The sequence below is a fragment of the Massilia pinisoli genome (assembly GCF_024753285.1).
GTDB lineage: Bacteria > Pseudomonadota > Gammaproteobacteria > Burkholderiales > Burkholderiaceae_D > Telluria > Telluria pinisoli.
Genome location: NZ_JANUGW010000017.1, coordinates 66,246 through 81,078, shown reverse-complemented (window position 1 = coordinate 81,078; position 14,833 = coordinate 66,246). Strand labels below are relative to the sequence as shown.

Sequence of the window (14,833 nt, the reverse complement as noted above, 5' to 3'; positions counted from 1 at the left end):
TCAAGCCACCTTCAACGGCAGGCAGCCCGGCCCGATCGGCTCGAACTGCTTGTAGGTCAGGATGAATTCCTGGTGGCCCAGGTCTTCCGATTTCGTGCGCTCGCCATTCGCCACGCGGGCGATGAGGTCGACGATCTCGCTGCCGACGTCGTCGATGCTGGCGAGACCCGCGAGGATGCGGCCGGCGTTGACGTCCATGTCTTCCGCGAGCCGTTCGTACGTGGCGGGGTTCGCGCACACCTTTATGACGGGCGAGATCGCGGAGCCGACGACGGAACCGCGTCCCGTCGTGAACAGGGTGACGTGCGCACCGCACGCGATCAGCTCCACGATTTCCGCGTTGTCCGAGATGTTCGGGAAACCGAAGCGCGGCTCGCCGTCCGGCACGACGTCCAGCAGATACAGGCCGCCGGTGGGCGGCAGGTCGCCCGGTTTCAGGATGCCGCTGATGGGCGACGCGCCGCTCTTCGCGTACGCGCCCAGCGATTTCTCTTCCAGCGTCGTCAAACCGCCGTCCGCATTGCCGGGCGCGAAGCTGCCGTGGCCCATGATCGTGTAGTAGCGCGACGCCTTTTCGACCGTGCGCACGATCTCGTCGCCCAGTTCCGGCGTCACCGCGCGGCGCTTCATGTGGAATTCGCAGCCGACCAGCTCCCCGGTTTCCTCGAACACGCAGGCGGTGCCGGCCGCGATCAACTGGTCGAACGCCGCGCCGACGGCGGGATTCGCCGTGATGCCGCTCGTGCTGTCCGACCCGCCGCAGATCGTGGCGACGATCAATTCGTCGACCCGCATCGGCACGCGTTCCTGGCGCGCCAGGTCTTCCACGGCCCACTGCACCCACTCGACGCCCCGGTTGATGCCGCTGCGCGTGCCGCCGACGTCCTGGATCGTGACCGTGTGGACGGGCCGGCCGCTGTCGGCGACGGCTTGCGCGAGGCCGCCCTTGTCGAAGCTCTCGCAGCCGAGCGACACGAGCAGCGCGGCCCCGACGTTCGGGTGGGTCAGCACGCTGCGCATGATCTTGTCGGCGTATTCGTTCGGATAGCAGCCGGGGAAGCCGATCAGGTGCACCTCCTGGCCGGGAAACGCATTGACGATCAGCCGCGCGACGTGGTGGGCGCATTCGACGAGGTAGGCGACGACGACGACGTTGCGGATGCCCTTGCGCCCGTCCGCGCGCGGATAGCCCGTCAGGGCGATGTTGGCGAGATCGGTGGAGGTGGTCATGATGCTTTGCTTCCGATGAAGTGGTGGCCGTCCTGGTCCAGCGTGTACGTCGGGATGTAGTCGCTTTCCAGGTTGTGCGTGTGGATGTGCGCGCCGATGGCGATGGGCGCCGTCGCGGTGCCGATGATGGCGCCGTAGCGCAGGATTTTCTCGCCGGGCGCCAGATCGCGGCGCGCGACCTTGTGGCCCATCCGGACGTCGCCCGGCAGGCTCACGCTGCGGTCGTCGATCGCGACGACGTCGCCGGCCTTGAGGTCGACGCGCGCGATGAGGCAGTTATCCTCGCGCGACATGAGCAGCAGGTGGCCGGCGTGGCCCTGCGCAGGGGTGGTGCTGGACATGACGATCCTTTGTTGATGACTTCAGTTCGTCACGAATTGTATTCTATAAATTCAAAACATACGACCATTTGCTTCGCTGCAGTGCAGCAAACGGGCGACACTTACAACAGCTCAGGCGCCGCCCCCGAGTTCCTGGGCGAGGCCGAGGAGGATGCCTTCCGGGCCGCGGATATAGCAGAGCCGATACACGTTCGCATAGTCGACCACGTCGCCGACGAGTTCCATGCCGTGCGGGCGCAGGCGCGCGAGCGTATCGTCGAGGTCGTCCACGGCGAACATCACGCGCAGGTAACCGAGGGCGTTCACGGGCGCGCGGCGGTGGTCGTCGGCCACCGGCGGCGCGATGAAGCGGGACAGCTCGAGCCGGCTGTGACCGTCCGGCGTGCGCATCATGGCGATCTCGACGCGCTGGCCGTGCACACCGGTGATGCGGCCCGCCCACTCGCCGTCGATCGGCGCGCGTCCTTCCAGCTCGAGGCCGAGTTCCTTGAAAAACGCGATGGCGCCATCGAGATCCTCGACGACGATGCCGACGTTGTCCAACCGTTTCACTGCCATGATGTCTCCTTGCGTTCCCGTCCGGCGCGCGGCGCCGTCAATGTTGACTGGATTGGCGGCGCTGCAGCACGTAGCGCAGTTCGTTCATCGCCTTCCTGTCGGCGGGGTCGATCTCCAGGCACCGACGGTACATGGCCTCGGCCTCGTCGAGCTTGGCCAATTCGACGAGTACGAATCCCTTGCCGCGCAGCGCCCTGCCCAGCTCCGCATTATTGTGCTCCTTGTCCACGGATTCTTCCGCCACTTTAGCGGACGCATCGAACGCTGCAAGGGCTTCGTCCCAATTTTTTTCGCGCGCATACAGCTCAGCGAGTTCGGAACGGTAATGCGCTTCCCGGGGCGCCAGCTGGACGGCCCGCTCGAGCGCCGCGCGGGCCTCGCCGATGCGGCCCAGCTCGATCAGCGCATACCCGCGCAGGAAGTACGCATCGCACCACGCGGGGCCGTACACGCTGGCGGGGGTCCCGTCCTTGGTGGCCTGCAGCAGATAGACGAGGTATTCCGCCGGGCTGCGGGCGCAGTACGCGAGGTCCGTCTTGTCCTTGCGCAGCGCCTCGAAGTGCGCGATCACCTTGTCGACGCCGTCGATCGCCTCGGCCGGCTTGCCCTGCTGCAGCAGCCGGGCCGCGGCGTCCACCTGTTGCTGCTGTTCCGCTTCGGCGGCGCGTGCGGATGCCGCTGGCGGATTGTCGGTGCCGGCGTGGGACGGCACCGCTTGGCAGAGCAGGATGCTGGCGGCGAGGAGATGGTGCAGGCGCAAGATTGGAGTCCTTGGTCGTGATGGGTGGATGAGTGCTGCGGGCGAGCCGATGCGGCCGGGTGTGACGGCCTAACAATACGCCACCATATCACTCCGCCCGACCGGAAATACTCACGCATTATCACGAAGACGACCGTTCCGCCGCCGCAGCCTCCGCCAATGCGACGAACGCATCCACGAGCGGCCCGCCCCCTTCCGCGTGACGCGCGAGAAGCATCGCCGTCGTCGCCTCCGGGTCGGCCAGCGGCCTGTACACGATCCCGTCCATATGGATACCTTCGAACGAGCTCGGCAGCAGCGAGATCCCGCAGCCGGCGGCGACGAGGCCGATGATCGTCGACGGCTCGCCCGCCTCCATCGCGATGTCGGGCGTGAAGCCCGCGGCGCGGCACAGGTCGAAGATCTGGTGATAAATGCCCGTGCCCGCATCCTTCGGGAACACGACGAAAGCCTGGCCGGCCAGGTCTTTCACGGCGATCGACTTCTTGCGCGCCAGCGGCGAACCCGCCGGCAGCACGAGCCGCAGCGGGTCGCGGCGCAGCATCGTCAGCGCCACCGACCGCGGCAGCGGCATGGAGGCCGGGCGGACGAAGCCGACGTCCAGCTCGCGCGCCTCGATGCGCGTCAGCTGCGGCTGCGTGGCGACCTCGTGGAACGTCAGCAGCACGTCGGGGTAGCGCTGGCGGTAGCGCCGCACGACGTTCGCGAACAGCGGCGTGAACGGCGTCGAGAACGTGAACCCCACCCGCAGCTCGCCCGCCTCGCCCAGGTGCGCGCGCCGGGCCGTTTCTTTCGCCTGGTCGGACAACGCCAGCACGCGCCGCGCGTCGGCCAGGAACAGCCGGCCCGCTTCCGTCAGCAGCACGCGCCGCTTGTTGCGCTCGAATAGCCGAGCACCGATCTCGTGTTCCAGCGCCTGGATCTGCTGGCTCAGCGGCGGCTGGCCGATGTGCAGCCGTTCCGCGGCCCGCGTGAAGCTCAGCTCTTCCGCGACGGCCACGAAGTAACGCAAGTGCCTGAGTTCCATGTTATCTGTTTAAGCGATAAGTAACGCCACAAATATATATTGGACACATAGTTCGTGCAATCCTACGATGGGACCTCGCACTGCTTCCACCGTCCCGCCGCCATGTCCAGCCTTCCCGCCTCGCCGCCCTCGTACCGCAGCACCAACCGCGCCCTGTTCTTCGGCGGTTTTTCCTGCTTCGCCCTGCTGTACAGCGTGCAGCCGCTGCTGCCGTTGCTGGCGCAGGAATTCGCGCTGACACCCGCGCAAAGCAGCCTGTCGCTGTCGCTGTCGACCGCGGCGCTGGCCGTGTCGCTGCTGTTCTCGTCGGTGCTGTCCGACCGCGTCGGGCGCAAGCCGATGATGGTCGCCGCGCTCGTCGTGTCCGGCCTGATGAGCGTGCTGTCGGCGTTCGCGCAGAGCTACACGCAGCTGCTCGTCGCACGCACCTTGCTGGGCCTTGCGATGGGCGGCATGCCCGCCGTCGCGATGGCCTATCTGAGCGAGGAGATCGAGCCGGCCGCCCTCGGGGCGTCGATGGGACTGTACATCAGCGGCAACGCGTTCGGCGGGATGGCCGGACGGATGCTGGCAGCCGTCCTGTCCGATTTCTTCTCGTGGCGCGTCGCCGTGGGCGTGCTCGGTGTCATGGGCCTGCTGGGCGCCGCCGAATTCTGGCGCAGCCTGCCGGCATCAACCCGCTTCCGGCCGTCGTCCGGCGGCATCGCGGCGATGCTGCACGGCCTGCGCCGCCACCTCGGCGACGATGGGCTGCCGTGGCTGTTCGCGCTGTCGTTCCTGTTGATGGGATGCTTCGTCAGCGCCTACAACTTCATCGGCTTTCGCCTGCTCGGCGCGCCGTTCGGGCTGCGCCAGAGCGTCGTCGGCGGCATCTCGCTGCTGTACCTGCTGGGGATCTTCAGCGCCACGTGGGCCGGGCGCCGCGCCGACCGCCTGGGCCGGCGCCACGTGCTGTGGACCGTGATGGCGTTCATGGTCGCGGGCCTGCTGCTGACCTTGTCCCACAACGTGGTCCTCATCGTCGCGGGCATGGCCATCTACACGTTCGGCTTCTTCGCCTCGCATTCGATCGCCAGCAGCTGGGTGGGCCGGCGCGCCCGCACGCAGCAGGCCCTTGCCTCCGCGCTGTACCTGTGCTGCTACTACCTCGGCTCCAGCGTCGTCGGGTGGGCGAGCGGCATCCTGTGGGCGCATGGCGGCTGGGGCGGCGTCGTGGCGCTGCTGGGTGTCCTGCTCGGCGCGGCGATGCTGATCTCGCTGCGGCTGCGCACATTGGCGCCCGTGCCTCAGGCGTGGTCGCCCGCCTGATGCGCGAACCAGCTGCCCTTCGCCAGCATGCTCTCGTGGTGGCCGTGGCCCGCCGCAATCGTCGGAAACAGTTCTCGGCCTGCGCCACGACGCGGGCCGGCTCCCCCGGCCCCGCCGAGTTTCGTCATCGCTGACATCTCCGCAATACTTGCGATTAGGCAACATCCGCCATACACTGGGCCATCCTGACAGCGCGGGCCGACGCGCTCGCGCTGCTCCGAACACGACTGTTCTCACTGGGGCCCATCGATGAAAATTGCGCTATCCCTGTTGCTACTCCTGAGCATTCCGTACGCCCAAGCGGGCAACGACCGTGTGATGAAGGAATTCGTCCGCCGCACCGGCGTCACGTACGTGACGGAGAAAGAACTGCTCGACAGCTGCGATGGCGCGCAGCGATCGATGACCTGGTGCGCCGAATACCATTTCATCGAGCGGGACCTGGAACTGAACGATGCCTATCGCGACCTGAAGAACAATCTCGACGAGCGCGACCTGAACAAGCTCGTCGCAGCCCAGCGTGCGTGGATCGCCTTCCGCGATCGCGACTGCGCGTTTTCCGCGTCCGACGTCGAGGGCGGCAGCATGCACCCGATGGTGGTATCGATCTGCAAGCAGGAGATGACGGAAGACCGCATCGGCGAGTTGAAGCATTACGCCGCCTGCACGAGCGTGCGCGGGACCTGTCCCCCGCGCCACCCCCGCTGACGCCTTATTTGCCCGGCTGGTACAGCTGGTCGAACGTGCCGCCGTCCGCGAAGTGCGTCTTCTGCGCCTTCGTCCAGCCGCCGAACACGTCGTTGATGGTGAACAGGCTCACTTTCGGGAACTGCGCCGCATATTTTTGTGCGACCTGCGCATTGATCGGCCGATAGTAGTTCTTCGCGATGATGTCCTGGCCCTCGTCCGTGTACAGGAATTGCAGGTACGCTTCCGCCACCTTGCGCGTGCCGCGCTTGTCGACGACCTTGTCGACAACGGCCACAGGCGGCTCGGCCAGGATGCTCTGCTTCGGCGCGACGATCTCGAACTTGTCCGGGCCCAGTTCCTTGATGGCGAGGATCGCTTCGTTTTCCCACGCGATCAGCACGTCGCCGATGCCGCGCTCGACGAACGTGGTCGTCGCGCCGCGGGCGCCGGAATCGAGGACGGGCACGTTCTTGAACAGTTTCGCCACGTAGTCGCGCGCCTTCGCTTCGCTGCCGCCCGGCTGCTTCAGCGCGTTGCCCCACGCGGCCAGGTAGTTCCAGCGCGCGCCGCCCGACGTCTTCGGATTCGGCGTGATCACCTGCACGCCCGGCTTGATCAGGTCGTTCCAGTCATGGATGCCTTTCGGGTTGCCTTTGCGGACGAGGAACACGATCGTCGAGTTGTACGGCGAGCTGTTGTGCTGCAGGCGCTTCTGCCAATCCTTGGCGACGAGGCCGCGCTCGGCGATCTCGTCGATGTCCCATGCGAGCGCCAGCGTCACGACGTCCGCTTGCAGGCCGTCGATCACGGACCGCGCCTGCTTGCCCGAGCCGCCGTGCGACGCCTTGAACGTGACGTTGTCGCCCGTCTGCGCCTTCCACTTCGCGGCGAACGCCTTGCCCACGTCCTGGTACAGCTCGCGCGTGGGGTCGTACGACACGTTCAGCAGGGTGACGTCGGCCGCATGCACGGTCGGGGCAACGAGGGCGATGGCCAGGGTGGCCTGGATCAGTTTTTTTACCAGCATCTTGTTCTCTCTTCAGGGTTCGGAAGCCACAGCGTAAGCACGGCGGACCGGAATGCGAACGAATACTTTCGGTCTTGCTTATCCGGTTTCTTCATATCGCGAGAGCGGCGTCGTCACGGGATTTCGTGCACCGGCTGACGGATTTCGCGATGGAAGAGCGATCGCGGGCGGGCGCACAATCATCCGCGGTGACTTTTCGATAGATTTGCGACCGAAGTCATTACCGGCACGGAGACGCCGGGACACTCCTTCATCCGACGAAAGCGAGAACAAAATGAAACTGCTTGCATCCACGGGCGTGACGATGGCCCTGCTGGCGGCGTTCGGCACGGCGACCATGTCCGACGCCGCGGCCGCGCCGACCTATACCTGGAGTAACGTGAAGATCGGCGGCTCGGGCTACGTCGACGGCATGCTCGCCCACCCGGGCCAGAAAGGCCTGTTCTACGCCAAGACGGACGTCGGCGGCGCCTACCGCTACGACGCCGCGACGAGCACGTGGATCGCATTGAACGACTGGCTGCCGCCCAGCCTCGGCTACGCGATGGGCGTCGACACGATTGCCATCGATCCGAACAATACCAGCAAGTTCTACATGATCGGCGGCGGCGGGTACGGCGACGGCAGCCAGAAAGGCATCTTCATGGCCTCGAACGACCAGGGCCGCACGTTCACCACGCTGGCGCTGCCGTTTTCGACGGGCGGCAACGAATACGGACGCCAGGTCGGCGAGCGCCTGCAGGTCGATCCGAACAACGGCAACATCCTGTTCTACGGCACCGGCAACTCGACGGCGAACGCGTCGACCAACGGCATCTGGAAGAGCACGGACGGCGGCGCGCATTGGAGCCGGCTGCCGAACTTCAACGTCCTGACGAGCGACGGCACGGGCGCCGGCGTCGCCTTCATCGCCTTCCACAAGGGGTCGGGCACGAACGGCAATGCGACGCCGATCCTCTACGCCGGCGTGAACACGCAGTCGGCCGCGAACGCGCGCAACACGATCTACAAGAGCAGCGACGGCGGCAATTCGTGGACGCCGCTGTGGAGCTCCGCAGGCACCGGCTTGTTCCCGCAGCGCGGCCAGATCGGCCCGGACGGCTATCTTTACGTGACGTTCTCGCGCGCGGCCACGTGGCAAGGCAATAACTATGGGCCCGGCGGCCTGGTCGACGGCGAGGTCTGGAAGATCAACGTGCAGAGCGGCCAGGACCAGTGGACCAGCATCACGCCGCCCGGCGCCGCGAGTCCCAAGCCGTACGGCTTCGCGGGCCTGTCGGTGGATCCGTGGCGCCCGGGCTGGCTGACCGTGAACACGATCGACTGGTACGCGTGGAACGGTGCCCAGGTCGAGACCATGTACCGCACGACGGACGGCGGCGCCACGTGGACCGACATCCTGCCGCACGCCAGCTTCGACACGAGCGCGGCCCCGTGGAATGCGACCAACGGCCCGGTCACCGACTTCGGCAACTGGGGCGGCTCTCTGCTCGACCCGTACGACGTCAACCACGCCTTCGTCAGCTTCGGCGGTGGTATCTGGGAGACGAAGAACCTGACGGCGGCCAGCACCAACTGGGCCTATGGCGAGAACGGCGTCGAGGAGACGGCCATCCTCGACCTTAAATCGCCTGTGCCCAACGTGTGGAACGCGTATCCCGTGCTGAGCGGCGCCGGCGATATCTGCGGCTTCGTGCATTACGACGTCAAGACCGCGCCGCCCAACACGTTCACCGGGCCATCCTGCAAGGACACCGATTCGCTCGACTACGCGCGCACCGACTCCCGGCTCGTGGTCCGCGTCGGCAACGGCGGCAGCTCGGCGCTCGGCGCCGTCTCCTACAACGGCGGCTACAGCTGGAACGCGTTCGGCAGCAATGGCCCGTCGACCCAGGGTGGTGGTTATGTCGCGATATCGACGGACACCAGCACGAACCCCGCCACGACGTCCATCATCTGGTCGACGTGGGATGCGCCGACCGTGCGCTCGACGGACATGGGCAACTCGTGGCAGACGATCGGGGTCCCGCAATCCGCGCTGATCACCGCGGACGGCGCCGATCCGACCGTGTTCTACGCGTACGACCGCCAGCCTGGCATCCTCTATCTCAGCAACAACCGGGGCGCCAGCTGGTGGACGGCGAACTCCAGCACCAGCACGAACGGCATTCCGACATGGTCCGATAAACTCGTAACGCCCGTCGGCGTCGCGGGTGACGTGTGGCTCGTGAACTGGCAAGGCCTGTACCACAACCGCGACTGGGGCCGCGGCGCCTGGACCAAGCTGGCCAACGTGAGCGCGGCGAAAGGACTGGGCTTCGGCAAGGCGGCGGCCGGCGCCACGTATCCGGCAATGTACCTGTCCGGCACCGTGGGCGGCGTGCAAGGTATCTTCCGCTCCACCGACATGGGCGCGAACTGGATCCGCATCGACGACGCCCAGCACCAGTACGGCGCCTCGTCGGTGATCACGGGCGATCCGAAGGTCTTCGGCACCGTCTACATCGGTGCGCGCGGGCTGGTGGTCGGCACGTCGACCCAGTAAGCCGAAACGCAGCGCGCACCGCTGCCCACCCCCAGCTCCCCGTCTTGCGGCCGCCCTCCGGCGGCCGCGCAAATCCTCCGGTTCGCACAACGGTGCGTCGCCCCATGGCCCGCGCGTGCTAGATTTCGGATCGGGCGCGACCAGGCTGCGGGGTTTATTCAATGAAGATAATTCTCGGCGTAATTGGGCTAAGCGGTGCGCTCGCCACCGGCTGTGTGCACGCGCAGGCGACGGCGGCCGACCGCATCCCGGACACGATGGAAGCCCGGGTGCAAGCCTGCACCGGCTGCCACGGCGCCCAGGGCCGCGGCGTGGAAAACGTGTATTTCCCGCGGCTCGCGGGCAAGCCGGCCGGCTATCTGTACAACCAGCTGGTGGCATTCCGCGACGGCCGGCGCAAGTACGTGCCGATGAACTACCTGCTCGCCTACCTGCCCGACGCCTACCTGATGCGCATGGCCGAACACTTCGCCGCGCTGAACCCGCCGCCCCTCGTGCAGCCCGCCGTCAAGCGCTCGCCGGATCAAGTGCGCGACGGGCAACGCATCGTGACGCAGGGCATCCCCGCCAAGAAGATCCCCGCGTGCATCACATGCCACGGCGCCGAACTGGGCGGCCGTGAACCCGGCATCCCCGGCCTCCTGGGCCTGCGCGCCGATTACGTCAGCGCGCAGCTGGGCGCCTGGCGCTTCGGTGTGCGCACGGCGCTGGCGCCGGACTGCATGCAGTTCGTCGCGTCCAGCCTGTCGGAGCCGGAAGTCGCGGCCGTGGCCGCCTATCTGGCCTCGCTGCCCGTCACGACGGCCCGTCCGCTGCGCCAGCCCGGCATGCGCCTGCCGCTCGCGTGCGGCAGCCAGCCGCAGAAAGGAGGCCAGCCATGAGCACGCGTACCCTGCTGCGCAACGCCGTCGTCGCGGCCGGCCTGCTGATGGTGCTCGCCACAGCCGCACGGGCCCCGCTGCGCGCGCAGACGAGCGCCGCGAAGGCGCCGGCGCAGCCATCCGTCGTCGATCGGGGCCGCTACCTCGCGCAGGCGGGCGACTGCATCGCCTGCCACACGATCCCGGGCGCGAAGATTTTTTCCGGCAACCGGCCGATGCCGACGCCGTTCGGCACGCTGTACTCGCCCAACATCACGCCCGACCGCGAGACGGGCATCGGCAGCTGGAGCGCGGACGACTTCTACACGATGATGCACACGGGCCGCTCCCCGAAGGGCTATCTGCTGTATCCGGCGATGCCGTACGCGTCGTACACGAAGGTCACGCGGGCCGACAGCGACGCCATCTTCGCCTACCTGCGTTCCGTGCCGCCCGTGCGCCAGGCGTCGCGCGAGCACGACCTGCGCTTCCCCTACAACAACCGCGCGCTGCTGATTGGCTGGCGCACGCTGTACTTCCAGGAAGGCGAATACCAGCCGGACCGCAGCCAGTCCGTCGAGTGGAACCGCGGCGCCTACCTCGTGCAGGGCCTGGGCCACTGCGCGATGTGCCACACGCCGATCAATGCGCTGGGCGGCTCGTCGCAGGAAAAGGCGTTCCAGGGCGGCCTGATCCCCATGCAGAACTGGTATGCGCCGTCGCTGACGTCGAACCGCGAGGCGGGCCTGGGCAACTGGGCGCTGCAGGACATCGTCGACCTGCTGCAGAAAGGCGTGTCGAACCGCGGCACCGTCTATGGCCCGATGGCCGAAGTCACGTTCAACAGCCTGCAGTTCATGAGCGACGACGACGTCCGCGCGATGGCCGTCTACCTGAAAAGCCTGCCGGCCGACCAGGGTCCCGCGTCCGATCCGGCCGAGGGCCCGCTGCGGGCCGACGTCAACCAGGCGTACTCGGAAGGCCGGCGCATCTACGCGGCGCGGTGCGCGTCGTGCCACGGCGCCGAGGGCCGCGGCAAACTGCCGCACTATCCGCCGCTGGCGCGCAACCAGTCGATCGGCATGAGCTCCGCCGTGAATCCGATCCGCATGGTGCTCAACGGCGGCTATCCGCCCGGAACACGACGCAATCCGATGCCGTACGGGATGCCGCCGTTCGCGCAGGAATTGAACGACAACGAGATCGCATCGGTGGTGACGTTCATCCGCACCGCCTGGGGCAACCGGGGCGCGCCCGTCACGGCGCGCGAAGTCAACGAACTGCGCTCGGCCACGGTCGAGTGAAGGGGGAGCCATGTTTCTGGAACCGACCGACCCACACCTCGACAGCCCCGAACTGCAGCGCCGCGTCGACGCGATCGTCGCGCGCGGCCCCGGCGGCGCGTTCGCCCTGGCCGGCATCGCCGTGGCGATCGTGATGGCGATCTGGCTCGCCTTCTACTTCCTCGTGTTCGTCGTGCGCGGAGGCGACTGACATGGCGGGCACCGACGACACGGCCGGGAGCAGCCACGACGTCGCGGCGGCCGCGGAGGCGCGCTGGGCGTGGATCGTGGGCGGCATCATCGCCTTCCTCGTCGCGATGATGGCCTACATGAGCCTGCATTGGGCCGCGATGCCTCCGGTGCGCATGGAAACCATCGACCCGACCACCCTGCACATCGCCGGCGAATTCGTCGAGACGAACCTCGGGTCCGCCGCGGAATCCGACGGCTCCGTCACCGTGCGCGTGCTGGCGAACCAGTATTCGTTCACGCCGCAATGCCTCGTCGTGCCCGCCAACACGTGGCTGCGTTTCCGCGGCACGGCGGCCGACGTCGTGCACGGCTTTTCCATCAGCCACAGCAACGTGAACATGATGCTGATCCCCGGTTACGTCTCGAACTTCCGGACGCGCTTCGAGCAGCCGGGCGAGCACGTGATGCCCTGCCACGAGTTCTGCGGCAACGGCCACGCCGCCATGTGGGCCCACGTGCAGGTGATCCCGCCCGACGAATTCCTGCGCCGTGCCCGGTCCCAGCCGGGAAGGAGGTTGAGCTGTGTTCAGTAACGCATCCCGCCGGCTCGTGCTGGCCCACTTCTGGGTGGCGTTCGCCGCCTTCTTCGTCGCGCTGGTGCTGGGCGAATGGCAGATGGTCATCCGCAGCCCGCTGCGCGACTGGATCGTGAACCCCGAACTGTACTACCGCTCCGTCACGGCGCACGGCTCCGCGATGGGTTACGTATTCCCCACGCTGGTCGCGATGGGCTTCGGGTACGCCATCGTCGACCTGGCGCTGAAGCAGCCGCTCGCGGGCCGGCGCTGGGCCTGGGCCGGCTTCGCCCTCGTCGTCCTCGGCACCGTCGTCGCGATGGTGCCCGTCGCAGCGGGCAAGGCGTCCGTGCTGTACACGTTCTATCCGCCGCTGATCGCGCACGCCGCGTACTACATCGGCATCGTGCTCGTCGTCCTCGGCTCGTGGATCTGGGTCGCGCTGATGTCCGTGAACCTGCGCGTGTGGAAGAAGGCGCATCCCGGCGAAGCCGTGCCGCTGGCGATGTTCGCCAACCTGGCGGGCGCGTACCTGTGGGCCTGGACGTCGGTCGGCGCCGCCGTCGAGATCCTGTTCCTGATCCTCCCCGTGGCGCTCGGCTTCAAGTCCACGATCGACGCTGGCCTCGCCCGCGTGTTCTTTTCCTGGACCCTGCACGCGATCGTCTACTTCTGGCTGATGCCCGCCTACATCGCGTTCTACACGCTCGTGCCGCGCGCGATCGGCGGTCGGCTGTACAGCGACGCGATGGCGCGCATCTCGTTCGTGCTGTTCCTCGTGTTCTCGATGCCGATCGGGATCCACCACCTGTTCCAGGACCCGCAGGTGGGCGCCGGCGTGAAGTTCCTGCATGCCGTGTTCACGGCGATGGTCTCGGTACCCACGCTGCTCACGGTGTTCACGATCACGGCGTCGGTCGAGATCGCGGGCCGCCTGCGCGGCGGCACGGGGGCGCTGGGCTGGGTCAAGGCGCTGCCCTGGCACAACCCGATGATGCTGGCCGTCGCGTTCTCGTTCATCCTGCTGGGCTTCGGCGGCGCCGGTGGCCTCATCAACATGAGCTACCAGCTCGACTTCGCCGTCCACAACACGCAGTGGATCACGGGGCACTTCCACCTGATCTTCGCGGGCGCCATCGTCATCATGTACTTCGCCGTCGCCTACGACCTGTGGCCGCACCTGACGGGCCGCGCGCTCGTCCACGGCGGCATGATGAAGGCCCAGCTGTGGCTGTGGTTCCTCGGCATGATCATCCTCACGTTCCCGTGGCACGTCGTGGGCGTGATGGGCATGCCGCGCCGCATGGCCTATTTCGACTACACGAATCCCGAGATCGCGCCGCAGGCCATCACCGTCATCCTCAGCGCCATCGGCGGGCTGATGCTCGTCGTGTCGGGCGTGCTGTTCCTGCTCGTGCTGCTGGGCGGCCACCGGGCGGCCACCGTCGACCTGCCGGAATTCCGCTTCAGCCAGCCCGTGCACGCCGTCGCGCGCGTGCCCGTCGCCCTGAACGGCTACGCGCTGTGGCTCGCGCTGATGATCGGCCTGTCGCTCGTCAACTACGGCTACCCGATCGCGCAGCTCGTCGGGTTGAAGCAGACGTCGGTGCCCGCCGTCCCGATCGGAGGCACGCCATGAACGAGCCGCTGTTTTCGCCGAAGAACCGCTGGTTCACGGTCAGCGTGGCGGCCGTCGTCGCGATCGCCGTCGCCGCCGCCGCGATCGGCTTCGTGTGGCTGCCGCGCGCCCACGCGCGCGCTGCGGTGGCCTCGCTGTGGGATTCGATCTGCAGCGCGGCCGGCGCACCCGCGCCGTACCGCAGTCCCGGCCTGCCAGAGGAAAAGGCCGTGTTCCCGACGACCGTCATCGTCGCCAGCGAATTCACGGGCCCCATCGACAACGTCGCCGTCGGCCGCGGGGCCACGCTGGCCCTGCAATGCAGCATGTGCCACGGCGCGCGCGGCACGGCGACGGTGGGCACGAACACGCCGCACCTGGCGGGCCAGCCGCCGTCGTCCACCTACAAGCAGCTCGTCGATTTCAAGTCCGGGCACCGGCCCAGCGCCATCATGCAGCCGCTGGCGACCAATTTGTCCGACCAGGACATGCGCGACCTGGCCGCGTTCTATTCGCAACAGGTGCGCGAGTCGCTGACGGGACATGCGGGTATCAAGGTCGACGTGCCGCGCATCGCCAGCAACGGCTCGCCGATGCGCAACGTGGGGGCGTGCGCGACCTGCCACAGTCCCGGCGTCGCACGCGCCGCGACACCGATCCTCGACGGCCTGCCGCAGGCCTACCTCGTCGACCAGCTGAAGGCGTTCAAGTCGGGGCGGCGGGCGAACGACATCAACCAGCAGATGCGCAACGCGGCGCATGGCTTGACCGATGCGGAAATCGACGTGCTGGCGAAGTATTACGCGAGCCGGTAACGGC

At 67.4% G+C, this 14,833-nt stretch carries 15 protein-coding genes; 9 read left to right on the top strand and 6 right to left on the bottom strand.

The window, feature by feature from the left end:
- The 5 genes from NX784_RS20625 to NX784_RS20605 all read right to left on the bottom strand — a co-directional run bounded on the left by NX784_RS20625 (position 1) and on the right by NX784_RS20605 (position 3,916).
- Positions 1-1,230: a UxaA family hydrolase gene (locus tag NX784_RS20625; RefSeq protein WP_258818566.1), complete on the bottom strand. Its 1,230-nt coding sequence runs from the start codon at positions 1,228-1,230 to the stop codon at positions 1-3.
- Positions 1,227-1,571: a UxaA family hydrolase gene (locus tag NX784_RS20620; protein WP_258818565.1), complete on the bottom strand. Its 345-nt coding sequence runs from the start codon at positions 1,569-1,571 to the stop codon at positions 1,227-1,229. Before NX784_RS20620 ends, NX784_RS20625 begins: the two co-directional genes overlap by 4 nt.
- A 111-nt stretch (positions 1,572-1,682) precedes the next feature.
- Positions 1,683-2,129, bottom strand: coding sequence for a VOC family protein (locus tag NX784_RS20615; RefSeq protein WP_258818564.1), 447 nt, complete (start codon positions 2,127-2,129; stop codon positions 1,683-1,685).
- 37 nt (positions 2,130-2,166) lie between these two features.
- Positions 2,167-2,889 (bottom strand): tetratricopeptide repeat protein, encoded by a 723-nt coding sequence (locus NX784_RS20610; protein WP_258818563.1) that lies wholly within the window; start codon positions 2,887-2,889, stop codon positions 2,167-2,169.
- A gap of 121 nt (positions 2,890-3,010) precedes the next feature.
- Positions 3,011-3,916 carry a LysR substrate-binding domain-containing protein gene (locus NX784_RS20605; protein WP_258818562.1) on the bottom strand — a complete coding sequence of 302 codons (906 nt, stop codon included), beginning with the start codon at positions 3,914-3,916 and terminating at the stop codon, positions 3,011-3,013.
- 54 nt (positions 3,917-3,970) lie between these two features.
- Here NX784_RS20605 and NX784_RS20600 point away from each other — a divergent pair, with 54 nt between their 5' ends.
- Both NX784_RS20600 and NX784_RS20595 read left to right on the top strand, forming a co-directional pair.
- Positions 3,971-5,224: an MFS transporter gene (locus tag NX784_RS20600; RefSeq protein ID WP_441295347.1), complete on the top strand. Its 1,254-nt coding sequence runs from the start codon at positions 3,971-3,973 to the stop codon at positions 5,222-5,224.
- Positions 5,225-5,542: 318 nt separating this feature from the next.
- Positions 5,543-5,932 carry a lysozyme inhibitor LprI family protein gene (locus tag NX784_RS20595; protein WP_258818561.1) on the top strand — a complete coding sequence of 130 codons (390 nt, stop codon included), beginning with the start codon at positions 5,543-5,545 and terminating at the stop codon, positions 5,930-5,932.
- 4 nt (positions 5,933-5,936) lie between these two features.
- Here NX784_RS20595 and NX784_RS20590 read toward each other — a convergent pair whose 3' ends face one another.
- Entirely contained in the window at positions 5,937-6,941 is a 1,005-nt protein-coding gene (locus NX784_RS20590) for a sulfate ABC transporter substrate-binding protein (RefSeq protein ID WP_258818560.1), read from the bottom strand.
- Between the two features lie 274 nt (positions 6,942-7,215).
- Between NX784_RS20590 and NX784_RS20585 the strand changes: the two genes are divergently transcribed.
- The 7 genes from NX784_RS20585 (at position 7,216) to NX784_RS20555 (ending at position 14,829) form a co-directional block, all read left to right on the top strand.
- Positions 7,216-9,486, top strand: coding sequence for a hypothetical protein (locus tag NX784_RS20585; RefSeq protein WP_258818559.1), 2,271 nt, complete (start codon positions 7,216-7,218; stop codon positions 9,484-9,486).
- Between the two features lie 161 nt (positions 9,487-9,647).
- A complete protein-coding gene (locus tag NX784_RS20580) occupies positions 9,648-10,367 on the top strand; it encodes a c-type cytochrome (protein ID WP_370662957.1) in 720 nt (239 codons plus the stop codon).
- A complete protein-coding gene (locus NX784_RS20575) occupies positions 10,364-11,650 on the top strand; it encodes a c-type cytochrome (protein ID WP_370662956.1) in 1,287 nt (428 codons plus the stop codon). The genes NX784_RS20580 and NX784_RS20575 overlap by 4 nt, the downstream gene beginning before the upstream one ends.
- Positions 11,651-11,660: 10 nt before the next feature.
- Complete coding sequence (locus NX784_RS20570; protein ID WP_258818558.1) at positions 11,661-11,840, top strand: hypothetical protein; 180 nt, start codon at positions 11,661-11,663, stop codon at positions 11,838-11,840.
- A 1-nt stretch (position 11,841) separates the two neighbouring features.
- Positions 11,842-12,414, top strand: coding sequence for a cupredoxin domain-containing protein (locus NX784_RS20565; RefSeq protein WP_258818557.1), 573 nt, complete (start codon positions 11,842-11,844; stop codon positions 12,412-12,414).
- 16 nt (positions 12,415-12,430) lie between these two features.
- Positions 12,431-14,035 carry a cbb3-type cytochrome c oxidase subunit I gene (locus tag NX784_RS20560; protein WP_258818608.1) on the top strand — a complete coding sequence of 535 codons (1,605 nt, stop codon included), beginning with the start codon at positions 12,431-12,433 and terminating at the stop codon, positions 14,033-14,035.
- A complete protein-coding gene (locus NX784_RS20555) occupies positions 14,032-14,829 on the top strand; it encodes a c-type cytochrome (protein WP_258818556.1) in 798 nt (265 codons plus the stop codon). The genes NX784_RS20560 and NX784_RS20555 overlap by 4 nt, the downstream gene beginning before the upstream one ends.
- Positions 14,830-14,833: the final 4 nt, after the last annotated feature.